A 24522-nucleotide genomic window follows, 5' to 3' on the forward strand; every position below is an offset into this window, starting at 1 on the left:
AAAATATATATACCTTTGCATTATGGAACAAGACAATCAAATTTTTGGTATTCGTGCTATAATGGAAGCCATTGAAGCAGGAAAAGATATTGACAAAGTTTTCATTCAAAAAGAAGCTAATGGCGAATTAATGAATGAACTTATCAAAACATTAAAGAAGAACAATATTAATTTTTCGTATGTCCCAATTGAAAAATTAAATCGCCTTACTAAAAAAAACCATCAAGGAGCAATAGGAAGTATAGCTCCTATTAAATTTGTATCACTAGAGAGCCTAGTAGAATCAACTTTAGAAAAAAAAGACAAACCATTGTTCGTCATTCTAGATCAAGTATCAGATGCACGTAATTTTGGTGCGATTATACGTACAGCTGTTTGTTGTGGTGCAGACGGAATCATCATATCTAAAAATGGTGCAGCTCCAGTAAATGGAGATACTGTAAAAACTTCTGCAGGTGCGGTATTTAATATTCCAATTTGTAAAGTTGACCATATAAAAGATGCTGTATTTTATTTACAAGGTTCAGGAATTATTACGCTTGGTGCTACTGAAAAGTCAGATAAAGAAATCTATGATGTAGATCTTAATGTGCCTTTAGCAATTATAATGGGAAGTGAAGATAAAGGTATTAATCCATCAGTATTAAAAGTTATTGATGAAAAAGCAAAACTTCCAATGTTTAGCTCGATTGACTCTTTAAATGTATCTGTAGCTTGTGGTGCATTTTTATATGAAGCAATTCGCCAAAGAAGATAATCTATAATGGAGAATAACACTAAAATACAACAAAAGAAACCTATTTTCCCTATTAGTGAAGAACTAATGGTGTATCTTGAAAAATACAAACGAACTACAAAAACGAGTATTTTTTATGATGATTTAATGCGTTTTAGTGGTTTTATAAATGTAGAAGACCGCGAGGGTAATGATACTTTGTGGTTAAGAGTATTTTATCCAGAATTTGAATATAAAGAGATAGAAGCTAGTTTAACAAAGATCTATACACTATTACATTCCGACGGAGATACAGCTACATTACCTTATTTAGTAGTAGATTATATTGACTTTTGTACTTTTGGTAATTCTAAGCCTTTTAGAATCAAAATAAGAAATATACTGAATGATAACTGTACTATTTTTTATATCAAACGAGCTGATGCCTCTCGAATTTATGGTCTAGAATTAGAAGAAATGTTATCTCCTTATACAATGAATTTTTTAGTTCATAAGGAGACGTTAATAGAAGAACACATTCTCGGCATCCCAGCAGATGTCTTTATTAAAGATTATCTACCTAAATGTACTGAGCAAGAAAAATCTCAAATAGCAAAAGAATTTGTAAAGTTTAATGAACGTTGTTTAATAGGATTACTAGGCGACATGCGTTCATACAACTATGTAATTATACCTACTCATGATTTTGATCAAGTTGTATACAGAATAAGACCAATAGATTTCGATCAACAATGCTATGAAGGAAATATAAAATACTATTTACCTCAATTTTACAAAGAGAATTATGCTATAGTAAAAATGGTACTTGATAAATTCAAACCCACTTCCATAGAACAATACCAAAAAGAAATACGCTCTGTATTAGTAAGAAGAGTATTAAGCAATAAGGAGAGATTTCAAGACTTATTAAATGTAATGAAAAAAGATACTATTTCTAAACCAGAATATGTATTAGAATTACAGAATGCTCTTTACAACTATGTATATGAGAAAAAATTCAAATACTGTCGTAATATGGGTGAAATATTAGAAACAGCTATAGAATTTACTATTAAAAACTACAAGAGCGTCTTTTAACAGACGCTCTTGTAGTTTTTGGCTATACCTCTTTCATTCTTTTTTTCTCAATAAGATTATAGGTTTGTAGATAATGGGTAATGTCTTTCTGAAAGGATTATTGCGCTCAGTTATTTTTTCTTTAGGAACGATTATGAAATTACCATTTTCATCAAAGCAATTCATAAAAGGATCTTTTGTCATGTCGTAGTCTGGTCGTTGCCACTCATACTTATAGTGTTTTTCAGGCATTTCAGGGTTTGACACTATAAAACTCAATCCAAAACCTACAATAAATCCAGCTAAGTGTCCCTCCCAAGATATACCTTGCTCTGCACCCGGAAACATATACCACACTGAACTACCATAAAGCACAACAATCACTAATGACAATGCCATTAACCGATAATATTTAGTCCACACTCCTTTAAAAAAAATAAAACTCACCAAGACATAAACTAAACCACTAGCCCCAATATGATAGCTTTGTCTAGCGATTAACCAAGTTCCCAGCCCAGAAAATACAATACCTAATAAAAGAACAGTCCATACTTGCTTTCGATAAAAATATTCCATCAAAAAAAGTAAGATAAAAAGTGCTCCTGAATTATTATAAATATGTTTTAATCCACCATGAATAAAGGGACTAAATAGCACACCTCTTAACCCTTTAATAGTTCGTGGATATACACCATACTGATACAATTCTAAATAATAAGTCCAATCAGCCCAATAAACACACCAAATTACTACCACAAAAAATAGAGGAAGTAATAACATAGAAATTGTAAATGTTGGTAATTTTTTATTCATTCTTCTAAAATAGATACTATATTATAATCTCCCACTCTAATATAGAAATATTTATGATTTCATATTTTTATAGTGCATATAACTGTCTTAATAATCTCATTAAAGATTACAGCAAAAGATAATTTATGAACTTTAATAAAGGTAACGTATTTTTGTAGAAACTGTTTTTCAAAATTGTCCTATGGAAGCACCATTAGCAGAAAGAATAAGACCTCACTCACTTGAAGATTATGTCAGTCAAAAACATTTAGTCGGTCAAGATGGGATTCTTACCAATCAATTAAAAATGGGATTTATTCCATCTCTTATATTCTGGGGACCACCGGGAACAGGAAAAACTACACTCGCCGAAATTATTGCAAAAGAAAGTGAACGTCCTTTTTTTGTCTTAAGTGCTATTAATTCTGGGGTAAAAGATATTCGAGAAGTAATTGATAAGGCAAAACAAAACACTGGATTCTTTGCTACTAAAAACCCCATACTCTTTATTGATGAAATACATCGTTTTAGTAAATCTCAACAAGATTCGCTATTAGGTGCAGTAGAAAAAGGTTGGGTAACCCTAATTGGTGCAACTACAGAAAACCCAAGCTTTGAGGTAATACCAGCTCTATTATCAAGATGTCAAGTCTATACATTAAATGCTTTTACTAAGGAAGATTTACAAGCTTTATTAGAACGCGCTATTGAAAAAGACACCTACTTACAATCGAAAAAAATTGTATTAAAGGAAACTGAAGCTCTTTTTAGGTTATCGGGAGGCGATGGCAGAAAGTTACTCAATACTTTTGAATTAATTGTGAATGCTACTGCTGGGGACTATATCGAAATAAATAATGACATGGCTATGAAAATCGTACAAAAAAATACAGTATTGTACGATAAAACAGGTGAGCAACATTATGATATTGTATCCGCCTTTATTAAGTCGATTAGAGGAAGTGATCCGAATGGTGCTGTGTATTGGCTTGCACGCATGATAGAAGGAGGTGAAGATGTGAAATTTATTGCAAGACGTCTATTAATTGCCGCTTCTGAAGATATCGGCAATGCAAACCCTACAGCTTTAATTATGGCAAATAATACTTTTCAGGCAGTCTCTGTAATAGGCTATCCTGAAAGTAGAATATTGTTAAGTCAATGCACCGTATATCTAGCTACTTCGCCAAAGAGTAATTCTACTTATCTAGCGATTGGAAAAGCACAACAAATCGTAAAACAAACAGGCGATTTACCAGTACCTATTCACCTAAGAAATGCACCTACTAAATTAATGAAAGAATTGGGCTATGGTGAAGACTATAAATATTCGCACGACTACCAAAACAATTTTATTGACCAAGAATATCTTCCAGAGGAGTTAAGCAATACCGTCATTTACGAGCCTGGAAATAATAACCGAGAGCAAGGAACAAGAGAATTTCTTAGAAATCGATGGAATTTGAAATACAACTATTAATAAACTAGCTCCCTATTTTAAATCATATAAAAAAACCTGCTGTTAAAGCAGGTTTTTTATTTCTACAAGTTGTTTTACTTGTACAATATCTTCTGAAACTTTCTTTGAATGTTCATTGTAGTAAATAACATCCATTCCTACATTCATAGCACCTTCAACATCTGCTAATAAGTTATCTCCAATCATTACTGTTCTTTCTACAGGCACATGAGCAGACTTTAAAGCATAATTAAAAATACCTGGGTCTGGTTTTTTAACACCTGCGTTCTCAGAATTTGTCACTGTCAGAAAAAACTTTTCGATACCTGAATTACTTATTTTCTTATGTTGCACTTTATCAAATCCATTTGTTATAATATGCAATCTATATTTATCTTGTAAATACTCAAGTAAGTCTACTGCACCATCAAACAAATAATTATAATTAGGTAAATAGGTTAAATAGTTATCTCCTACATTTAAAATTTCTTCTATTGAAGTAGAATAATTCAAATGATTAAAAGTATCTCTAATTCTTCCTACTCTCAATTCTTCTTGTGTCACTTGATTTAAACTGTATTTGTCCCAATACTCAGCATTGATATCTACATAATAATTAAGAAAATCATCTATAGAAAATGGCAATTTCATTTCTGTCAATACTTGTTCAAATGCCAATGCTGAGTTTTTCTCAAAATCCCAAAGAGTGTGATCTAAATCAAAGAATATATCTGTCTTACCTTTATAAGGTTTAAAATTCATACTTAATTTATTTTAATCCACAAAAGTAAAACATAATCAACAAAAAATTAGTTTTTGCCATGTTTATTAAAACAACCTATATATAATAATGAATATTTGATTACGCAATTACACTCTCTATAGCTGGTAAGAATAACATAGATAATAAGGTTCTTACATAATATCAAGTCTCACTTACAATATCCCTTCATCAGCAAAACTATAATATCCAAACTCAGTTACTATCACATGATCTAGTAGTTGTATATCCATTATTTTACCTCCTTCTTTTATTTTTTTGGTTATTTGTATATCTGCATCACTTGGTTTTAATTTTCCAGAGGGATGGTTATGACTAAGAATTATACCTGTCGCACGATGATCTAATGCTTCTTTAAACAACAGACGAATATCTACTACTGTACCGGTCATCCCACCTTTACTCAAAGCTATTTTATACCTCACTTTATTTGAATTATCTAATAACAATACCCAAAACTCCTCATGATCTAAATGTCCCAAAAGAGGTTGCATTATTTCAAAAACATCTTTACTACAAGTTATTTTGGGTACTACTAGCTGTTCTCCTGCCCTTCTACGTTGACCAATCTCTAAAGCAGCAATAATATTTAGAGCTTTAGCCTCACCTATTCCTTTAAACTCAGTAAGTACTTTCACTCCCTGACGTGCCAATAACGCTAAATTATTATCAAATGCACGTAGAATACTCTGACACACTTCCACTGCAGTAGCTTCCCGATGTCCTGAACCAATAAGTATAGCTAATAGCTCTGCATCACTCAATGAAGAACGTCCCTTTAGCAGCAACTTCTCACGGGGTCTATCATCCTCAGCCCATTGTTTTATAGTTATTCTATTTAATTCCATTTATCACTAATTTTATTACTACAGAATATCAAAAACTAGACCTTGATAAACATAATATCTGCATTTAGAAAACCATAACAATAAGATAATCTGACTGTACTTTTTTAATAAAAAAAGGAATCCATTATACATCATGGATTCCTTGTCTTATAATAAGATATTATTAAAATTGTGAGATAAATTAAGTGCTATAAGTTTGTTGAGATAAACTCATTTAGATCTAATCCTCCATAATTTCCTGAACTCATAAAAAGTAATACAGTATTATTCAAATCTAAAGTATAGAGAAAATCTTTAAAACTATTTGCATTCGTATAGGTAACTAAGCCTTTACGTTTAAAAGCTTGTTGCATTTGATCATCAGTAATCTCTTGTAATTGTTTTATCTTTAGAGCTTCTAAAGAATAAAAAACAATTGCTTCGTCGGCTTTATCTAAAGCGCCTTCATATTGGTCTAAGAATTCTGGATTTAAACTACTATAAGTATGCAACTCCAAGCAAGCAATAACTTTCTTATCGGGATACTGTGCTTTCACTGCTTCAGTAGTGGCTTTTACTTTACTTGGCGAATGAGCAAAATCTTTAAAAATTACAGTATTCCCTTTATTATATAAACGTTCAAGTCGCTTCGATGCACCCTTAAAAGTTGAAATTGCCTCATAAAAATCTTCTTCATCAATTCCCATATTTTGACATACCCACTTAGCACCATTTAAATTACTCAGATTGTGAGCACCAAAAATCTCTAGAGGCATTGACCCTTCTGGAGTATCTAAATAAGTAACTCCTTTATCTATACTATATGCAGGCGTATCATAGGGTAATTTACGTATAGGATTATTTGTTTCTTCAACCAATTTAGCAACAATTGGGTCTTCTTCATTGTAGATTAATATACCTCCATTGACAATGCGATCAATAAATATTTTGAATTGTTCAACATAATTATCGAATGTAGGAAAAACATTAATATGGTCCCATGCAATTCCACTTAATAAGGCAATGTTTGGTTGGTATAAATGAAACTTAGGTCTTAAGTTTAAAGCAGACGATAAATACTCATCACCTTCAATTAACATAAAGTCATTATCAGAAGTCAAATTAACCATACGATCAAATCCTTCTAGCTGAGCTCCTACTAGATAATCAACTTCTCTATCATGATAATGCATTACATGAAGCACCATTGAAGTAATAGTTGTTTTTCCATGTGAACCACCAATTACTACTCTAGTTTTATTTTTAGAATGCTCATAAATAAATTCAGGATAAGAATATATTTTCAGTCCTAGCTCTTTTGCTTTAATCAACTCAGGATTATCACCCTTAGCATGCATTCCTAAAATTACTGCATCAATATCACTTGTGATTTTCTCAGGAAACCAACCTTCTTGCTCAGGTAAAAGTCCTTTTTCAAATAAACGAGATTTAGATGGTTCAAAGATTGAATCATCACTACCCGTTACCACATCACCCTTGTCATGCAAAGCTAAAGCTAAGTTGTGCATTGCACTTCCTCCTATTGCGATAAAATGTATACGCATTATATATATTTTTTGACTTTTTTATAATAATGTAAAATTACGATTTTCAACTTAGTTCTAAAGTCTTTTTAAGAAATAACTTGTATATTAGTCTAATAAATCATTTCATTCTAAATGGAAAAATACGAAAGACAAATTCAAGAAGATGCTAATTCAAATACAAAACTAATTTATTCTATAAGCTCAATAGTATGTTCTTTCTTTGCGCTCTTTTTTTGTTTAATTCCCTTTTTGAACGTCATTAGTATTTTTATAAGTATTGCTTCTTTAAGTTTAGGAATAATTGGCTATAAAAGAATTTCTGTATTAAAACCAAGTAAGACACTTCCAGCTGTAGCTATTATTATTTCATTATTTCCACTTGTTATTAGCATAGGTATAAACTATGTACTAATAGTTTATTTAATGAAATGGATAGGATAAAAAAAGTCATCCTAATAAGGATGACCTTTATATTGACTTTTCGATTCTTTTACATCATTCCAAGGTACTTTCTAAAATACCCACATTCATTAATTACTTCTTGATAATATTTAGTATCACTATATTTACTTTGAAGTTCTGCAAAACCTTTCCATTTCTTAAACATAATATCATCACCCCATGCACCGAAAAAGTAAGGTCTATTATAATACTCTTTTACATAAAATTCATTACGTTCGAGCTTAGCACTGAAGTAAGCTAATTTAGCTTTCTGTTCATTATTGACAGCATACTTTCTAGCGATATCATAATATTTCTGTGCCAACTTCATGCTCAATAAAAAAGACTTATTATCATCACCTATAGAATTACTACCATACTCACCTAATATATTATTCTGATAAAAAACTCTTGCATTACCAAAATAAGTAGTATTATAAAATGCATTCCCTAATAACAAAGCATTATTAAATACGTCTTCTCCACTAGCTACTTTGTCCTCCATTTCTTTTACCTTTTTCAAGAAATCTATTTTGGAATACTTTACACTTTGCTTAGCCATATGATCACAATCATTACAGTCTTGAATTCTTCCATTAAATGGGTTCCCAAATAACTGTGTATTCTTGTACTCCGTTACATACACCTCATTGCTGTAAGAATAGGTTTTGCTTACAGGGTTAGCTTTTTCCATTTCTACAATAGCTTCATCTATTTTATCCTGATAAAAAAGATGAATAGCTCGACTTTCGTAAATATCACTAAGATTAAAACTATACATTGATAAAAACAATTTCTCAATAGGTGTTTTATCTTTTTTCAGAAAGAAGGCTTCCATTTCTCTAGAATTACTAATTTTCTTATAGAATGGAGCTCCTTCTGAATTTACAATTTCAGACATAATAATATTCCCCTGCTCTTTATAAATTGCAGATAAGAACTTCTTCACCCATTGAGCAGCATATTCATAACGAAATGGATCTGAATAATCTCGAGTATCTAATTCTTTATATAACCAATTTAATTCTGGCAACAGATCAGCTTCTACAGTTTTGTCTATTTTTTTTACTTGTGAAACTGTATTAATAAGTTTGAATAAACGAATTTGTTCTGCAAGCAACTTATCATTTGATTTAACTAATGCCTGCGCTTCTTCTAATTCTTTTGAAGCATCTTTATAATTACCTTGAAAAATTTCCATATAACCAACTGCCATTTTCCAAAGTACAGCATTATGGAGAACATTTGGTTTATTGGAAACTTCTCTAATCCATTTATAAGCTGAAGTATTTACTTTTCCTTTTATTGCTTTAAAATACTCCTCTTTTGATTTAAAACTTTTTTCGACAAATGTATTAAGTTCTTGCTCCTGCATATTAACCCAACGAGTCAATAAATAATCAATATGCTCACTTCCAGGATCTATTTTATAAATCTCCTTCATTGCAGTAAGTTCATCTTGATAATACCCCATAATAGACCAAATAGCAGTCTTCACAGATTTATCTTGCGTCTGGTTCAAAACTTTTTCAAGCTCTCCCCTCTCCATAGGTCTAAAATTATATAATGCAGTTTGTCGTAATTTTGGCTCAGCATTATAAACTTCAGCGTAATATAAATTAGACATCACATAATTACCAACTTGATAATATGCTCCAGCTACATATGCCAAACCTCTATAATAAAGTGTGTTCTTTATTTGCTTCTTTTCTGTATCATTAAAATAATTAATCACTTGTTCTCTATCATCAGAGTAAAACATTGCTTTTAGAACCTGAAACCACATTCTATTAGCAAAGAACTGATCTTTCTTACTCATCTTTGAATAAAAAGAGACTAATTCATTAACTAAATTATCTGGTGCTGGAATATTAATATGATCTTCATAATCCCAATAATTATAAGTCTGTGAACTATACTTATCTATTTGTTTTGCATAATATAGAAAAGTGATAAAGTTTTGAATCTTGACACTACTCAAGTCAAAATCTCCAACTTTAGTTCTTTTCTTTTTTAGACTTGCATATAAATCGTTAACAGGTAGTATTTCTTTATTCCCGCTATCTAGTATATAAGCACTCAAAGTCTCTTTATTAACTTTATGATCTAAATAATTATACCATTCATCAACAACTGACTCATTAAACAAATTAGCATTATACAAGTAAGCATTATTATAGAAACGCTCATATGGAGCAAAAAACAAAGGTTGATATGAAGCGTCAACAAATGCCTCTGGTGTAAAAGAAGAGGTAGAAGAATAACTCCAATAATCATCTGCGCATGCGTAACTATAAATACCAAAACCTACAACAGCAGAAAGACTACTTGCTATCAATAAGTTTTTCAAAGATTTCTTTTTCATAAAAGTTTAAATTTTTTGAATTTAAATCATATAATATTATCTCAGAAGGCAAACTACCATTTACCTTCTGCAAATCATTTTTCATTTCTAACAATTGATTTGAAGTAATACTTTCAATCTTTACTTCATCTCCTTTTTTAAAATATTGCCCAAAGTACTCCCCATCATTTTCAACTATAAAAATATTATTCCCTTTGTAATTAAATACTTTATTATCTCCTATATCATCAAACCTTATTCTGCTGATCATTCTTATAACTTTACCATTCCTGATGTGAATCAACCAAGAGTAAATTGGTAAAGCATAATTGAGTTCTAAAGGATAATCTTTTAATGCCCCGATATATTTACTAGCGATACTTCTGTCATAAATAGAATTTAATGAATCACTAGCGATACTTCCCATATTATAATACATCAATACGCCATTATCTACATTGGGAATTCCAGTTTTTGAAGCATATTTTATTTGATGAAGTCTAATAGTTGCAGATATTTTCCAATTTGTTTCTTTTTTAATATCTTCAATTAATTCAAAAAAAGCATCTTTAGATGTCAAACTCCAATCACAATCAAGTTGTAATTCATTAATACTGATATCAAATTTACTATTAATCTGGTTAGTAAATGAAACTATATTACTAGCGAGGGTTCTAATATTAATATCTTTTTTTAGTAATACTTCATTCTTAATATATATTACAGGAGTTATTTCTAATTTAGGAATTGAATCTTTTATTCTTATAGGACTTACTGGAATAGGAAGATTATTTTGTAATGCGATATCAAAATATCTTATATACAACTTATCTATATTAAACTCATCTAAAGCATCTTTCTCTATTGAATCCAATACAAAACTTGTCTTCCAATAGTAAAAAGATAGTTTAGTATTATGTGGTTGTTCTTTTTTGGAAAAGTCGCAACTAGACATAATAACTACTAAAAAGATACTCAATAATAATCTCATATTGTATATTAAAAACAGAAGCAAAGATGCAAAAAAAAACGTCTAATAAATTAGACGTTTTTTAGTATTTTGAAAAATAATATAAATTATTTCACTACTGTCATTTCTTCAATAATATGTTTTGAATCTGCAAATTTATCAATGATAAACAAGACATATCTAATATCCACATTAATTGTACGTTGCAATTCAGGATCATAAATAACATCCCCTGCCATTGCTTCAATATTACCATCAAAAGCTAATCCAATCAACTCACCTTTAGCATTTAAAACAGGTGAACCTGAGTTACCTCCAGTAATATCATGATTTGTCAAAAAGTTAACTGGTAATACACCGTCTTTGTCAGCATATTCTCCATAATCTTTTGCATTGTAAAGCTCAATTAATTTTTGTGGTGCTTCAAACTCTTCATCACCTGGAATATGCTTAGCTATAGTACCTTTTAAAGTAGTATACCAATTCTCTTTAGCATCGTTAACTTTATTCCCTCTAGGCAAATCTTTAACCGTTCCATAAGTTAAACGCAAAGTTGAATTTGCATCTGGATAATACTTTCCTTCTGGATTACTCTTTTGTACACCATCCACAAATAAACGATAAGCTTTCTGGAATTTATCTTCTAATTTTACTAACTCTTCAGTTTGGTAACGATATTGATCCATTAGAGCAACAGATAATTTTAATAAAGGATCACGAGAAAGAACAACATCTCCTGGGTTATTCAAGAAATCATCAATCTTATTGATATTGCTAAATATACTATTAGAAAACGCCTCATCAACAAACTTGTCAAAATCTCCATTGTATTCCTTTGAAAGTTGTTTTACATAAGGAGCAATCTCATATCCTTCTGATTTTGATGCATACAAAGCAAGTTGTTTTGCAAGCATTTCTTTCTCTAGAGGCTCATATTTTCCATTATATAATCCATCGGCAAACTCTTTTAAGTCTGCTTTCATTTCTTCTCTCTTCTTAGCATCTCCTAATGCATAAGCTTCTAATCCACCAGCCAAACGGTAAGGAGTAGCAACCATAGCAGAAGTTCTAAACATTGTCATTAAATAATTATCATGACGTGCTTTTTCATTTGTAGCAGCATAATAGGCATTAATATCGGCAATTACATTTCCGTATTTTGCTTTATTCTCTTTTTTATTAGCCCACTTGTTGAATTCTTTCTCCGCTTTTGTTTTTGTTTCTACTGTTTTATGCTGAGTTAAAGCATCAATCATACCTTGACGATTTTTCCAGTAGTTAGCAACTCCAGCATATTTAGACGCATAATTTAAACGTACAGCATCATCTTGTGCCATATATTTTTTCATTACATCCATTCCTAGCTTAGAACCTTCTACCCAAGCCGGATAAGCGAACTTAATATTTTGTTCTACCCCTTGAGCAGGCATCCAACGATTTGTTCTTCCTGGATAACCTAATATCATTGAAAAATCACCTTCTTTAATACCAGCAATAGATACTGGTAAATGGTGCTTAGGTTTCATTGGAATATTATTAGGTGAATATTCCGCAGGTTTTCCATTTTGATCAGTATAAACTCTGAAAATTGAGAAATCTCCAGTATGTCTTGGCCATTCCCAGTTGTCAGTATCTCCACCAAATTTTCCAATACTATTAGGAGGAGTTCCTACCAAACGTACATCATTATAATCTTCATAAACAAAGTAATAAAATTCATTACCTTGAAAGAATGATTTAACTGATACAGTATACTTCCCTCCTTCATTATTTTCAGCTTGTATTTTTGCTATCTCTTGATTAATAGCTTTCTCTCTTTCATCTTCTGTCATGTTATCATTAACCACACCAAGAATACGTTTAGTCACGTCATCCATTCTCACAAAGAAACGCACTGAAAGATTTTTAGCAGGGCGTTCACTAGCCTTATCTTTAGCCCAAAAACCATTAGTTAAGATATCATCTTCTGGTGTTGATAAATCAGCAATTTTATCATAACCACAGTGATGGTTAGTAAACACTAATCCTTGATCAGAAACAATTTCAGCAGTACAACCTCCGTCAAACTGAACGATAGCATCTTTTAATGAGTGATTATTAATACTGTAAATTTCTTCAGCAGTAAGTTGTAATCCCATTTTCTCCATATCACGTTGGTTCAGACGCTCTATAAACATTAAAAACCACATACCTTCATCAGCTTTTACCTTTACAGGTAAAGCCAAAAGACATACAGTTAATAGTAATACAAGTTTTTTCATAATAATATTAGTATGTTATAATCTGCGAATATACTTTTTTAAACAAACAATTTTAGCGATTAACGCTATTTATTTATCTAATTCATCTGTTTTATTCATTTTACTTTCTTCTTTTTCTAATATCTCAGGTATATTATTTTTATTTCCATATTTGTTTTGTAACTCATCGACTACTGATTTATCCCACAGCTTAATACCAATGATATAAGATGTCCTAGCAATTAAAAAAGCCGCTACGGGAGAAGTAATGAACAAAAAGAAAATAATCACTAATACTTTCGTAGTAATTGAAAATTCAGCAAAATGAATAGCTGCCGCTGCCAAAATACAGCCTATTCCTAATGTTGCAGCTTTTATAGTAATAGATAACCTCGTATAAAAATCAGGCATCCGTACAATACCAATAGAAGCTATCAATATAAACATAGCTCCAATAGTACTCAAAATCATTATTAAAATATCAATCATCTTTATTCCTTTTTTCTAAATAAAATGAAAAGGCTACAGTACTTAAAAAAGCTATCAGTGCTAAGATAACCGCCACATCTAAGAAGATTGCATTATCAATTATCAAACTAAACAATCCTATAATTCCTACCCCTACAGTAATCAATAAGTCTAAAGCCACAACTCTATCAACAACAGCTGGCCCTTTTAGAAATCTTATAAAAATAAATATAAGGGAAAGACATATCAATGGCATTACTACATAAATTAAATAATCTTCTACTGTCATCGCAATATTTCTAAAAGTTTTTTCTCTGTTCTATCTTTCATTCTTTTAATGAATACATCTTTATCTCTAAGATACATAGTGTGAATATAAATGTAACTCTTATCATCTGCTATATCTATTACCATAGTACCAGGTGTCAAAGCAATTATATTCGTTAGCATCGTAATTTCAAAATCTGTCTTAGCATCTATATAATACTTAATTATTCCAGGTGTTGTATGATAATTTGGAGTAACAACATCGATAGCTACTTGCAAATTTGCTTGTAACATATCATATAAGAAATATAGAATAAACGTCAATATTTTAGGAACTCGATAAAAATATTCTTTTTCATGTGGCTTCGATCTTCTAACCAAAATCCAAAGAATAAAAAATCCTAGTACCGAACCAAAAATAAAATTGGAGTAATTTAATTGTCCTGTTAAAGCCACCCAAACTAGAGCCAATAAAAGATTTAGCAAAAAGTATTTTAACATAAATCCAATTATTTTAAATTATTAAATACAGCATCTATATAGATAGATGGATTCTTCAATTCGTGAGCTACGCGTTCAGATATTTCAATAATAAAAGGCGCGTTCAAACCGATAAATAACGAAACTCCTGCTAAGCCAATAACAGGTAATACCAATGCTAATTTACCTCGCAAATGAAAGTCTGCGAAGTGATCAACTTCTTCTCTATTGGGTTTAGGCAGATCTTTCCAAAACACCTCTGACCATATTCTTACAACAATAAATAAAGTAACAAAACTAGCAAATATCAATGTTGCTAATAATACATAATTTTCACTTCTAAAAGCTTCTTGGAATAACATAATTTTCGGCCAGAAACCAGATAATGGTGGAATCCCTGCTAGAGAAAATAATATAATAGCAAACACTATTGACAATTTAGGGTAATCTTTATACAATCCTCCTAATCGATAAATATCCTGCGTAAGTCTAATCTTCTGAATCAAACCATTCATCATAAAGAAATTACTCTTTATAATTACATCATGAATAAGATAAAATATTACCCCGACAAATGCTAATTCTGTATATAAACCAATTCCTGCAATCAGATAACCAATATGGCATACTATAAAATAAGACAAAATCCTTCTGATATTTCGTTTATTCATAAGACCTAAAGCACCACTTATCATCGTTAAAATTGCAATAACTGTAAATACTTGTAACATAAAAGTATCAGGTACAAAAATGATAGTAAACACTCGAATCATTGAATATACACCCATTTTTGTTAAAAGCCCACCAAATATTGCACCTATCGAAGACGGTGGAGTATGATAAGAAGAGGGTAACCAAAAATATAATGGAAATACCGCTGACTTAATACCAAAACCAATAAAGAATAATAATGCTGTTACAGTTACTAAACCTCTATTCTCAATAATAGCAACACGTTCAGCTAGATCCGCAATATTTAAACTTCCAGTAATACCATATAATATTCCGATGGCAGTTAAGAAAATAGCTGATGCAAGCATATTCATTGTTACGTATTTTACGGCACCTTCCATTTGCATCTTCTTTCCTCCAAGAGTCAGTAATACAAATGATGATATAATAACTACTTCAAACCAAACGTATAAATTAAAAATATCACCTGTAAGGAATGCTCCTAAAAGCCCCATAATTAAAAAGTGATATATAAAAAAGTAACCATATTTTATACGACTAATATTTGTCGCCGCAGTAGAATAAATCCCTACTGCAAGTGAGACAATTGCAGTAAGCATAACCATTACAGCACTTAAAGTATCACTAACAAACGTAATTCCAAAAGGCGCTTGCCATCCTCCCATTTGAATTGTTAAATGTCCATACTCCCATGTTAGATTAAACAATTTTAAACATATAAAAAAGGCAATAACATTTCCTACTACACTAATAACTTTTTGTGCCTGCACATTCTTCCAAAAAAACAGAAGAATAACTGACGTAAACATATGTGCGAGAATAGGTGCTAATATAAAGTTTGAAATCATATATCTAAATCTTGTACATTAAGAGAATCCAAATCATCTGTTCCAGTAGTTGCATATACTTTTTTCAATAATATAATTGCAAAAGCAGTTAACCCAAAACTAATTACAATAGCAGTTAAGATTAAAGCTTGTGGCACTGGATCAGCATATGCTTCTGTAAAGTGAATACTATCACTATCTATAATTGGAGCGCGCCCTTTAGTTAATTCTCCCATCAAAAAAATCAAAATATTAGTACCATTACCCAGTAATAAAAAACCAAGTAACAACTTCACCATACTACGGCGTAATATCAAATAAATTCCAGCTGAATAAAGAATTCCTACTAACGCTACTAAAAGTAATTCCATCTTTTTTAATTTGTTAGTAATTATACACTTTCTGAAATAGTAAACAATATGGTTAAAACAACACCAATCACTACTATATAAACACCTATATCAAAAAATAAAGCTGTCCCCACAGAGCCAATTACATCAACCGAGTCTGCAAACCAAACACCTGTCATAAAAGGTTGCCCCAATAAAGTAGGTAACAATCCACTTAATATAGATAAACTAAGACCTATAGGTATAAAAACACGAGGTGGGAACTGGAACAGTTTTAGTGTTCGCTTTGTTGAATATGCAAACGAATGCAAGACAAATGCAATTGATGCTATTAATCCTCCTACAAAGCCACCTCCTGATAAATAATGTCCTCTTATCAATACGAATATTGAAAATAATATAAGCAACGGTAATAAATAATTAGTTGCTGTACGAAGTATTGTTGAATCTAATACTCTTTTATTCTGTTGTTCCTTCATCATCCTTTGCGTTATATTTTAATAAACTAAATACTCCTAATGCTGCTATAGATAGTACTATTGTCTCAATTAAAGTATCAAATCCCCTAAAATCAACTAAAATCACATTCACAACATTCTTTCCTTTGGCAAGCACATAAGCATTATCTGCATAAAACTGGCTTATTTCTTTATCTGCAGGTGATACTAAAGCTTGTAAGGTAATTAATGAAATTAACCCTCCAAAAGCAATGGAGACAATAGCATCTCTAATTTGTAATCTCGTATTACTCAACTTTAAAAAACCTGGCAGTTTAAATAAAACTAATACGAATAGTATCGCTGTCAAAGTATCTATTGCAAATTGAGTCATTGCTAAATCTGGAGCTCCATAAAAAACAAAAATCAAACAAATACAATATCCTACTACTCCTGTAGAAGCAATTGCTGTCAATCGAGAAGAAGTATTTATGGTAAATAAAACAGCTGCTACAGTAATTAAGAAAACTATTAATTCATATACCCTAAACTCCGATAACCCAGTTGTATTTACTTGTAATGGAACATCTTTAAATAATTTGTAACCTACTAAACCAATAAAGAACAAAATAATAACCATTAAATACCCCCTTAGATAGCCGTTTTGAAACAAACTTGTATATCTATAGGCTAGCCTTCTTACTCGCTCTGCAAAAGCTATAAAAATATTCTCAGGTGCAATGCCATCAAATCGATGTAAACTTTGCAACATATTCTTTCTTCGTCTTACAAATAAATAAACTAATATACCCGCTATGATAGTACCTAAACTTAACATAAACGCCTCATTAAAGCCATGCCAAATAGCTAAAGGCATATCGATCGCCTCTCCTACCACAGAAGAAGTCATACTAAAAATCACTCCGTCATATATTAAACTAGGAAATAGCCCAAAAAGTACAGTAAAAAAAGAAAGTACTAAAGGAGGAATCCACAAGTAGGTATCTGGCTTATGATAGTGGCATAAACTTACCTCAAGTTTTCCAAAAAAAGGTTTAACTCCTACCAATAATCCAGAGCACAATAGAAATACATTTGTCAATACTGCCACTACCACGACAACAATCGCTAAGGATTGTATAGGATAATCAAGAGCAGCTTCATAAATTAATTCTTTACCAATAAACCCAAATGTTAGAGGAATCCCCGCACAAGATAACGCTGCTATAATACCTGATACAGCAAGCCACGGCATTAATGTTCTCAATCCTCCCAATACATTTATATCTCGAGTATGTAGACTGTGATCAATTGTTCCTGTAATTAAGAACAAAGCAGCTTTATACAATGCATGTACTACTATAAATACACAAGCAGCCTGAATTGCTAATGCTGTTCCTATTCCTAATAGAAACATCAACATACCTAAAGCCGAGATTGTTGAATAGGCAAGGATACCTTTCATATCTTTCCTAAAAATGCAGTGAAAAGCGCCATATATCATGGTTATTCCACCAACAATTAGCAAAGTATTATTCCAATAAAATTCACCTCCTAAGATAGGTGTAAAACGAGCAATTAGATACACACCCGCTTTTACCATGGTAGCTGAATGCAAATAAGCAGAAACAGGTGTAGGAGCTTTCATCGCACCTGGCAACCAAAAGTGAAATGGAAACTGTGCAGACTTAGTAAATGCAGCTACAAACAGAAAGACAATAGCTACAATATAAAATGAACTGCCCTTTATCACATCACTATAAGTCAGTAATTCACTTATTGAATAAGTCCCAACAAGACTATTTATGATTACGCTAAAACCTAACAAAAAGAAACCACCTAATCCAGTAATAGATAAAGCCCATAAGGCACTTTTTCTAGACTCTTCCTCTTCATTATTAAATCCAATAAGAAAGAAAGAACTTATACTCGTTAATTCCCAAAAAATAAATAATGTTATTAGATTATCAGACATTACTACGCCGAGCATTGCTCCCATAAACAATGTCAAATAACAATAAAACCTATCCAAATATTGATGTCCTTTCAGATAAGAGGAAGTATATAGGAAAATTAAGGTACCAATACCTGATATAAGCAAGCCAAATAATAAGGAAAGTCCATCTATTTTAAAATCTAAAGAAATTCCCATTGACTCAACCCATGAAGTCCTATAGATTACTTCAGAATTATTTTTTATTATGGGTATAAACGTAAGAAGATAAATAAAAATTGAGAAAGGAAGTAAGGAAGTTAATCCCGAATATTTTGAATGTAAATGCTTTCCCATAAAAAGGGCAATGAAAGCAAATACAAACGTCAGTAAAATTACTATAAGCATACTTAATATGATTCTCTTTTTATATTTATAAAGATTGTAGGTAAATATATACAAAAAAAAATAACACACTAAATTATAAGATGCACAAAAAGAGGAATTACAGTAAAAAAAAACAGAACTTTCTTATTCAAAAAGTTCTGTTTTCTTTTATTTATTAAGCATTTGCCAAAGCTTATCTTTTAACTCTACTAATCCTTGATTTGCTAAAGCAGAGATAAACAAATAAGGGATGCCCTCAAATTCTTTATCTAATTGTTGCTTTAACTCATTCTTTAATTCATCATCAAGCATATCGCATTTAGTAATCGCAACTAATCTATCTTTATCAAGCATTTCAGGATTATACCTTCTTAACTCATCTAATAAGATATCATATTCTTTTTTAATATCGTCACAATCCGCTGGCACCATAAATAATAGTGTAGAATTACGCTCTATATGACGTAGAAAATAATGTCCTAATCCTTTACCCTCTGCCGCACCTTCAATAATCCCAGGAATATCTGCTATAACGAAAGATTTAAAATCTCTGTAAGCCACAATTCCTAAGTTAGGTTTTAGAGTAGTAAACGGATAATCTGCAATCTTAGGCTTAGCTGATGTTAAGACTGATAATAATGTAGATTTACCTGCATTAGGAAAACCAACAAGACCTACATCTGCCAAAACTTTTAACTCTAAGACAATATCTAATTCTTGACTAGGAAGACCAGGTTGTGCATATCTTGGTGTTTGATTTGTAGAAGTTCTAAAGTGCCAGTTTCCTAAACCACCTTTACCACCTTCAGCTACAATTCTTTTTTCACCATTTTTAGTTATTTCAAATAGAATCTCTCCAGTTTCTTTATCTTTTACAACAGTTCCTAATGGTACTTCAATGTATCTATCTTCTCCGTCAGCTCCAGTACTACGAGAACTTCCTCCATCTCCACCGTGTCCAGCTTTAATGTGGCGTGCAAATTTCAAGTGAAACAAAGTCCATAAGCCCTCATTTCCCACGATATATACGTGTCCTCCACGACCTCCATCTCCACCGTCTGGTCCACCTTTTTCAATAAACTTTTCACGGTGTAAGTGTGTAGAACCTTTACCTCCTTTTCCAGAAGCAACATATATCTTTACGTAATCGACAAAATTCCCTTCAGTCATTTTCTCTTATTTAATTATATCCTTTCACACTTTGCAAAAGAATGGCAGCAAAAATAATATTTTTTAGCTAATCTAAGATACTATTAAATTAAAGTATCTATAACTTTAGCTAAGCGTTCTGTTACTTCCGCAATTGAACCAATACCATCTACAGCTGTATATTTATTTTTCTCTGTATAATAATTAATCAATGGAGCAGTTTTTTCATTATATTCCGTATAACGGTTTCTAATTTTTTGCTCATCTTGATCATCACTACGTCCACTCGTTTTTCCTCTTTCTAAAATACGAGCCACTAAAATATCGTCATTTGCATCAATACCTATTGTACCAACGAAATCAATATTTTTTTCTTTTAACAAAGCTTCTAAAGCTTCTGCTTGCTGTATAGTTCTAGGAAATCCATCAAACAAAAAACCAGATTTATCCATATTATTAGCAACTTCGTTTGCTAACATATTAATTGTAATTTCATCAGGAACTAACTCTCCTTTATCGATGAATACTTTTGCTTGATTACCTAATTCAGTACCATTTTTCAGATTAAAACGAAAAACGTCTCCTGTTGATATATGAGTTAAATTATATTTTTCTTTCAAAAACTCTGCTTGTGTACCTTTACCTGCACCAGGTTTTCCAAATAAAACTATTGCAATCATTATTATTTTATGTTTATCCTGTTAGTGTATTTATTCTTTAATTTGATATATTTCTGGTAGATTACGACCATGTTTATCATAATCCATTCCGTAGCCTACAATAAATTTGTTTTCTATTTCGAAAGCCACATAGTCAAGAGGAATATCTTTTGTATATGCTTCTGGTTTTAAACAAAGCGTACAAATTTTAACTTCTTTTGGTCTATGTTGATCAAAAAGCTTTTTCAAAGCGACTAAAGTATTTCCTGTATCAACGATATCCTCTATAATGACAACTGTACGGTCTGTTACATCAATATCTAATCCTAATAACTGATTAACTTGATTAGTTGATTGCGTACCAATATAAGAAGCCATTTTTACAAAACTCATTTCACATGCGCCTTTATAGTGCTTCACTAAATCAGATATAACCATAAATGACCCATTTAAAACACCAATAAAAACAGGTACTTCGTCATTCATATCTTTTTGAATCTGCTGAGCTATTTCTTTTAATCTAGTTTGAATGCGCTCTTCCGAAATGAAGGGAACAAATGTTTTATCTAAGACTTTTATTTCCATTGTGCTGTGTTATTAGTAATTTGCAAATATACAAAAATATAGACGCTTTCTTCTTATATAATCTAACGAAATACCAAGTAAATAGAAAACTTTTACTACTTTATTTTATTTATATCAAGAAATATACATCTCATTTTATCTTTTTTAGCAATATATAATTTAGGCACCAAAAGAAACAATTACAATAGAAAAGCGTAGCACTTCCCAGCGCTACGCCTAAAACAAACTAATTCAATCTAACTCTAAAACCAAAGTCAAGTTCTATCGTTGAGATTAATCTTCAATATTTTTATGTTTTAAAAACAAATTTCATTCATGTAACCTTCTCAAAAATAGGTTAATTTTTTTAACTATAAAACTTTTTATTAACTTTTCTATAACTTTATTAAAAATAAATAAAACAACAATAAACGCTACAAATAAATATATCACAACAAATTATTGACTTAAACCTATTTTTATATCAATAAAGAAACTATTACATAGTAATCAAAACTATTTTATTCTTTTTATTCCTTTTTCAACAAAAAAGTAATTTTATATTTCTCCAAGAGAAAAAGTAGATTTTATAGATACCCTACCGTCCGATTAATTGAACTCATCATAACTTTTTAGTTTTCTGAAATCCCTTTAGTTCTATAAAGATAAAAGCCTTAAAATCCTATACCATCCAGCTCGATAATGTGCCATTTAATCATCGCGTACCTAACAAAAAACCACCTCACTTTTTTTAATCCTAAAAAAACATATCTACCTAAATTACAACACATTACCTTAAAAACAACCATTTTAAGGTAAAATCTTAATGCTTGCTAAAGCCAGTATTCATAAGCATTAGAGCTAAATCCTTCAACACTTCTTCAACACTTCCCCATGATTGCTCCATATAGAGGGCTGGTTATTGAAGGAATCTTGAAGAACTGTTGACGCACTGTTGAAAAAATCATATCCTCTATAGTGATAAAGGCATATGTGGAATCAAGTATTCCACATATGCCTTTATACACTTCTATTCAAAAAAGACCTCTGAATAATTAAAATATTAATTTCTAAAAGCTTTAAAAAGAAAACAGCTGTAATGAATTAGATGAGCGATAGTAAGACGACCTCATCTTAATAATCTTTAATATTAACAATTACCTCTCTTTTTTCTATAATCACAAACTAATCATTAAGGCAAAACATTTTTTTAATTTATCTTTGCCCAATAACTATACAACAACACAATGAATTACTTTTCAACTGATTTCCGCTTAGGAATATTAGGAGGAGGACAATTAGGTAAAATGCTATTAACCGAAACACGTAAATTTGATATAGCAACTAATGTTCTAGATCCTAGTAAAGAAGCACCTGCACAATTTGGTGCACATCAATTTACCCAAGGAGACTTATTGGATTTTGATACTGTTTACAACTTTGGTAAATCTGTAGATGTACTAACTATTGAGATAGAGAATGTAAATTTAGAAGCATTAGAAAAGTTAGAAAGTGAAGGTGTAAAAACCTATCCTTCTCCATCTACTTTAAAACTTATTCAAAATAAAGGACAACAAAAAGACTTCTATACGCAACACCAAATTCCTACTGCTCCTTATAAAAGATTTGACGATACTTCATCATTAAAAACTTATGTTGAAGAGCAGAATATAAGTTTCCCTTTTGTATGGAAAATAGCAAGATTCGGATACGATGGAAATGGCGTTAAGATTGTTCGAAACTTTGAAGATATAGATGCTCTTCCAAATGCGGAATGCATCATAGAGCAAATGATTCCATTTAAAAATGAACTTGCAGTAATTGTTGCGCGCTCTGCATCAGGTGAAATAATAACTTACCCTGTTGTAGAAATGGAGTTTCATCCTGAAGCTAATCAAGTTGAATATGTTATATGTCCTGCTCGTATCCCACAAGTGGTATCTGATAAAGCACGTGCATTGGCATTAAAGGTTTCTGAGAAATACAATCATGTAGGTTTACTTGCTGTAGAAATGTTTCAGACTGAAGAGGATGAAATATTAGTAAATGAAGTAGCACCCCGACCACATAACTCTGGTCACTACTCTATCGAGGCTAGTTATACTTCCCAATTTGAACAACATATTAGAGCAATTCTTGATTTACCTTTAGGCAATACCGATAGCAAAGTTGCTGGTGTAATGGTAAACTTAGTAGGTGCAGAAGGGTATACAGGACAAGTCTTTTATGAAGGAATGAAAGATATCCTATCGATAGATGGGGTAACACCTCATATTTATGGCAAACGAGAGACAAGACCATTTCGTAAGATGGGTCATGTCACTATAGTTAATCCTGATATGGAAAAAGCAAGAGCAATAGCTCAACAAGTAAAAGAAACCATCAAAGTAATAAGCAAATAAATTATGAAAATAGCAGTTGTAATGGGTAGTATTTCAGATATGCCCGTAATGCAAGACGCAATTAATATTATCAAAGAGTTCGGTGTAGAAGTAGAAGTGGATATCGTATCAGCTCATAGAACACCTGAGAAATTAGTAGATTTCTCTTCTAATGCTCATAAACGTGGTATCAATGTGATCATCGCTGGAGCTGGTGGAGCAGCACACTTACCAGGTATGGTAGCGTCTATGTCTCCACTACCTGTTATCGGAGTTCCTGTTAAATCAAGTAACTCTATTGATGGATGGGACAGTGTACTATCTATTTTACAGATGCCAGGCGGTGTACCTGTAGCTACAGTAGCTCTTAATGGCGCTAAGAATGCAGGTTTACTAGCTCTACAGATTTTAGGTAGTCAAAACGAAGAGCTACTAAATAAGATGGTAGAATATAAAAATGGATTAAGAGAAGCTGTACTAAAAGCAGCAAACGAAATAAAGGGGCTTTAGCCCCTTTATTTCATTAATAATTACGATTACCCAAGCTAATTACTAACTACTAGCACTGATACTTAATACCTGAAAAACTTAACGCAATTACCCTGATTGAGATAGGATAAGCTTATTTAACAATATAGCTTCTATTACTCTCTATTCGTAGAATTAAAAAGTTAATATCATACAATTGAAAAGCTTTTAATTTACTATAAATAGCAATCAAAAATCTATCAAAG

General features: G+C 31.3%; 23 protein-coding genes. 6 read left to right on the forward strand and 17 right to left on the reverse strand.

Annotated features, from left to right (window positions below):
• Positions 1–22: 22 nt before the first annotated feature.
• Both rlmB and RH98_RS05450 read left to right on the forward strand, forming a co-directional pair.
• A complete protein-coding gene (rlmB, locus tag RH98_RS05445; protein ID WP_010251394.1) occupies positions 23–757 on the forward strand; it encodes a 23S rRNA (guanosine(2251)-2'-O)-methyltransferase RlmB in 735 nt (244 codons plus the stop codon).
• Between the two features lie 6 nt (positions 758–763).
• Positions 764–1813 carry a hypothetical protein gene (locus RH98_RS05450; protein WP_010251396.1) on the forward strand — a complete coding sequence of 350 codons (1050 nt, stop codon included), beginning with the start codon at positions 764–766 and terminating at the stop codon, positions 1811–1813.
• Positions 1814–1846: 33 nt separating this feature from the next.
• Here the strand turns inward: RH98_RS05450 and RH98_RS05455 are convergent, their stop codons facing one another.
• Positions 1847–2605: a rhomboid family intramembrane serine protease gene (locus RH98_RS05455; protein ID WP_026038756.1), complete on the reverse strand. Its 759-nt coding sequence runs from the start codon at positions 2603–2605 to the stop codon at positions 1847–1849.
• Positions 2606–2786: 181 nt separating this feature from the next.
• Here RH98_RS05455 and RH98_RS05460 point away from each other — a divergent pair, with 181 nt between their 5' ends.
• Positions 2787–4064 carry a replication-associated recombination protein A gene (locus RH98_RS05460; protein WP_010251400.1) on the forward strand — a complete coding sequence of 426 codons (1278 nt, stop codon included), beginning with the start codon at positions 2787–2789 and terminating at the stop codon, positions 4062–4064.
• 42 nt (positions 4065–4106) lie between these two features.
• Here RH98_RS05460 and RH98_RS05465 read toward each other — a convergent pair whose 3' ends face one another.
• The 3 genes from RH98_RS05465 to RH98_RS05475 form a co-directional block, all read right to left on the reverse strand.
• Positions 4107–4805 (reverse strand): YjjG family noncanonical pyrimidine nucleotidase, encoded by a 699-nt coding sequence (locus RH98_RS05465; RefSeq protein ID WP_010251402.1) that lies wholly within the window; start codon positions 4803–4805, stop codon positions 4107–4109.
• Between the two features lie 174 nt (positions 4806–4979).
• Entirely contained in the window at positions 4980–5672 is a 693-nt protein-coding gene (gene radC / locus RH98_RS05470; protein WP_010251404.1) for a RadC family protein, read from the reverse strand.
• Positions 5673–5860: 188 nt separating this feature from the next.
• Positions 5861–7216 (reverse strand): UDP-N-acetylmuramate--L-alanine ligase, encoded by a 1356-nt coding sequence (locus RH98_RS05475; protein WP_010251406.1) that lies wholly within the window; start codon positions 7214–7216, stop codon positions 5861–5863.
• Positions 7217–7330: 114 nt separating this feature from the next.
• Here RH98_RS05475 and RH98_RS05480 point away from each other — a divergent pair, with 114 nt between their 5' ends.
• The gene (locus tag RH98_RS05480; RefSeq protein WP_010251408.1) at positions 7331–7639 is read left to right on the forward strand and encodes a hypothetical protein; all 309 of its coding nucleotides are present in this window, start codon (positions 7331–7333) and stop codon (positions 7637–7639) included.
• Between the two features lie 49 nt (positions 7640–7688).
• Here the strand turns inward: RH98_RS05480 and RH98_RS05485 are convergent, their stop codons facing one another.
• From RH98_RS05485 to hpt, 13 genes are all read right to left on the reverse strand, one after another.
• Positions 7689–10004 carry a hypothetical protein gene (locus tag RH98_RS05485; RefSeq protein WP_010251410.1) on the reverse strand — a complete coding sequence of 772 codons (2316 nt, stop codon included), beginning with the start codon at positions 10002–10004 and terminating at the stop codon, positions 7689–7691.
• Positions 9964–10974, reverse strand: a complete 1011-nt coding sequence (locus RH98_RS05490) for a hypothetical protein (protein WP_010251412.1) — start codon at positions 10972–10974, stop codon at positions 9964–9966. Before RH98_RS05490 ends, RH98_RS05485 begins: the two co-directional genes overlap by 41 nt.
• Before the next feature lie 86 nt (positions 10975–11060).
• Positions 11061–13214, reverse strand: coding sequence for a S46 family peptidase (locus tag RH98_RS05495; protein ID WP_010251414.1), 2154 nt, complete (start codon positions 13212–13214; stop codon positions 11061–11063).
• Positions 13215–13283: 69 nt separating this feature from the next.
• Complete coding sequence (gene mnhG / locus RH98_RS05500) at positions 13284–13682, reverse strand: monovalent cation/H(+) antiporter subunit G (RefSeq protein ID WP_010251416.1); 399 nt, start codon at positions 13680–13682, stop codon at positions 13284–13286.
• Complete coding sequence (locus RH98_RS05505) at positions 13675–13950, reverse strand: monovalent cation/H+ antiporter complex subunit F (RefSeq protein ID WP_010251418.1); 276 nt, start codon at positions 13948–13950, stop codon at positions 13675–13677. The genes mnhG and RH98_RS05505 overlap by 8 nt, the downstream gene beginning before the upstream one ends.
• Positions 13947–14429, reverse strand: coding sequence for a Na+/H+ antiporter subunit E (locus RH98_RS05510; RefSeq protein ID WP_010251420.1), 483 nt, complete (start codon positions 14427–14429; stop codon positions 13947–13949). The genes RH98_RS05505 and RH98_RS05510 overlap by 4 nt, the downstream gene beginning before the upstream one ends.
• Positions 14430–14437: 8 nt before the next feature.
• Positions 14438–15949, reverse strand: coding sequence for a proton-conducting transporter transmembrane domain-containing protein (locus tag RH98_RS05515; protein ID WP_010251422.1), 1512 nt, complete (start codon positions 15947–15949; stop codon positions 14438–14440).
• Positions 15946–16299: a Na+/H+ antiporter subunit C gene (locus tag RH98_RS05520; RefSeq protein WP_010251425.1), complete on the reverse strand. Its 354-nt coding sequence runs from the start codon at positions 16297–16299 to the stop codon at positions 15946–15948. Before RH98_RS05520 ends, RH98_RS05515 begins: the two co-directional genes overlap by 4 nt.
• A 20-nt stretch (positions 16300–16319) precedes the next feature.
• Positions 16320–16757, reverse strand: a complete 438-nt coding sequence (locus RH98_RS05525; RefSeq protein ID WP_026038757.1) for a Na+/H+ antiporter subunit B — start codon at positions 16755–16757, stop codon at positions 16320–16322.
• Positions 16738–19056, reverse strand: a complete 2319-nt coding sequence (locus RH98_RS05530) for a putative monovalent cation/H+ antiporter subunit A (RefSeq protein ID WP_010251429.1) — start codon at positions 19054–19056, stop codon at positions 16738–16740. The genes RH98_RS05525 and RH98_RS05530 overlap by 20 nt, the downstream gene beginning before the upstream one ends.
• A 147-nt stretch (positions 19057–19203) precedes the next feature.
• The gene (gene obgE, locus RH98_RS05535) at positions 19204–20205 is read right to left on the reverse strand and encodes a GTPase ObgE (protein WP_010251431.1); all 1002 of its coding nucleotides are present in this window, start codon (positions 20203–20205) and stop codon (positions 19204–19206) included.
• An 83-nt stretch (positions 20206–20288) separates the two neighbouring features.
• Positions 20289–20864 (reverse strand): adenylate kinase, encoded by a 576-nt coding sequence (locus tag RH98_RS05540; RefSeq protein ID WP_010251433.1) that lies wholly within the window; start codon positions 20862–20864, stop codon positions 20289–20291.
• Positions 20865–20894: 30 nt separating this feature from the next.
• Positions 20895–21428 carry a hypoxanthine phosphoribosyltransferase gene (gene hpt, locus RH98_RS05545; RefSeq protein ID WP_010251435.1) on the reverse strand — a complete coding sequence of 178 codons (534 nt, stop codon included), beginning with the start codon at positions 21426–21428 and terminating at the stop codon, positions 20895–20897.
• 1226 nt (positions 21429–22654) lie between these two features.
• Here hpt and RH98_RS05550 point away from each other — a divergent pair.
• Both RH98_RS05550 and purE read left to right on the forward strand, forming a co-directional pair.
• A complete protein-coding gene (locus tag RH98_RS05550) occupies positions 22655–23809 on the forward strand; it encodes a 5-(carboxyamino)imidazole ribonucleotide synthase (RefSeq protein ID WP_010251437.1) in 1155 nt (384 codons plus the stop codon).
• 3 nt (positions 23810–23812) lie between these two features.
• The gene (gene purE, locus RH98_RS05555) at positions 23813–24298 is read left to right on the forward strand and encodes a 5-(carboxyamino)imidazole ribonucleotide mutase (RefSeq protein ID WP_010251439.1); all 486 of its coding nucleotides are present in this window, start codon (positions 23813–23815) and stop codon (positions 24296–24298) included.
• Positions 24299–24522: the final 224 nt, after the last annotated feature.

The sequence above is a fragment of the Myroides injenensis M09-0166 genome (genome assembly GCF_000246945.1).
GTDB lineage: Bacteria > Bacteroidota > Bacteroidia > Flavobacteriales > Flavobacteriaceae > Flavobacterium > Flavobacterium injenense.

Bases quoted from the DNA above. Each gene is read 5' to 3' on its own strand.
- rlmB (WP_010251394.1), top strand. From the start codon at position 23: ATGGAACAAGACAATCAAATTTTTGGTATTCGTGCTATAATGGAAGCC.
- RH98_RS05450 (WP_010251396.1), top strand. From the start codon at position 764: ATGGAGAATAACACTAAAATACAACAAAAGAAACCTATTTTCCCTATT.
- RH98_RS05455 (WP_026038756.1), bottom strand. From the start codon at position 2,605: ATGAATAAAAAATTACCAACATTTACAATTTCTATGTTATTACTTCCT.
- RH98_RS05460 (WP_010251400.1), top strand. From the start codon at position 2,787: ATGGAAGCACCATTAGCAGAAAGAATAAGACCTCACTCACTTGAAGAT.
- RH98_RS05465 (WP_010251402.1), bottom strand. From the start codon at position 4,805: ATGAATTTTAAACCTTATAAAGGTAAGACAGATATATTCTTTGATTTA.
- radC (WP_010251404.1), bottom strand. From the start codon at position 5,672: ATGGAATTAAATAGAATAACTATAAAACAATGGGCTGAGGATGATAGA.
- RH98_RS05475 (WP_010251406.1), bottom strand. From the start codon at position 7,216: ATGCGTATACATTTTATCGCAATAGGAGGAAGTGCAATGCACAACTTA.
- RH98_RS05480 (WP_010251408.1), top strand. From the start codon at position 7,331: ATGGAAAAATACGAAAGACAAATTCAAGAAGATGCTAATTCAAATACA.
- RH98_RS05485 (WP_010251410.1), bottom strand. From the start codon at position 10,004: ATGAAAAAGAAATCTTTGAAAAACTTATTGATAGCAAGTAGTCTTTCT.
- RH98_RS05490 (WP_010251412.1), bottom strand. From the start codon at position 10,974: ATGAGATTATTATTGAGTATCTTTTTAGTAGTTATTATGTCTAGTTGC.
- RH98_RS05495 (WP_010251414.1), bottom strand. From the start codon at position 13,214: ATGAAAAAACTTGTATTACTATTAACTGTATGTCTTTTGGCTTTACCT.
- mnhG (WP_010251416.1), bottom strand. From the start codon at position 13,682: ATGATTGATATTTTAATAATGATTTTGAGTACTATTGGAGCTATGTTT.
- RH98_RS05505 (WP_010251418.1), bottom strand. From the start codon at position 13,950: ATGACAGTAGAAGATTATTTAATTTATGTAGTAATGCCATTGATATGT.
- RH98_RS05510 (WP_010251420.1), bottom strand. From the start codon at position 14,429: ATGTTAAAATACTTTTTGCTAAATCTTTTATTGGCTCTAGTTTGGGTG.
- RH98_RS05515 (WP_010251422.1), bottom strand. From the start codon at position 15,949: ATGATTTCAAACTTTATATTAGCACCTATTCTCGCACATATGTTTACG.
- RH98_RS05520 (WP_010251425.1), bottom strand. From the start codon at position 16,299: ATGGAATTACTTTTAGTAGCGTTAGTAGGAATTCTTTATTCAGCTGGA.
- RH98_RS05525 (WP_026038757.1), bottom strand. From the start codon at position 16,757: ATGAAGGAACAACAGAATAAAAGAGTATTAGATTCAACAATACTTCGT.
- RH98_RS05530 (WP_010251429.1), bottom strand. From the start codon at position 19,056: ATGCTTATAGTAATTTTACTGACGTTTGTATTTGCTTTCATTGCCCTT.
- obgE (WP_010251431.1), bottom strand. From the start codon at position 20,205: ATGACTGAAGGGAATTTTGTCGATTACGTAAAGATATATGTTGCTTCT.
- RH98_RS05540 (WP_010251433.1), bottom strand. From the start codon at position 20,864: ATGATTGCAATAGTTTTATTTGGAAAACCTGGTGCAGGTAAAGGTACA.
- hpt (WP_010251435.1), bottom strand. From the start codon at position 21,428: ATGGAAATAAAAGTCTTAGATAAAACATTTGTTCCCTTCATTTCGGAA.
- RH98_RS05550 (WP_010251437.1), top strand. From the start codon at position 22,655: ATGAATTACTTTTCAACTGATTTCCGCTTAGGAATATTAGGAGGAGGA.
- purE (WP_010251439.1), top strand. From the start codon at position 23,813: ATGAAAATAGCAGTTGTAATGGGTAGTATTTCAGATATGCCCGTAATG.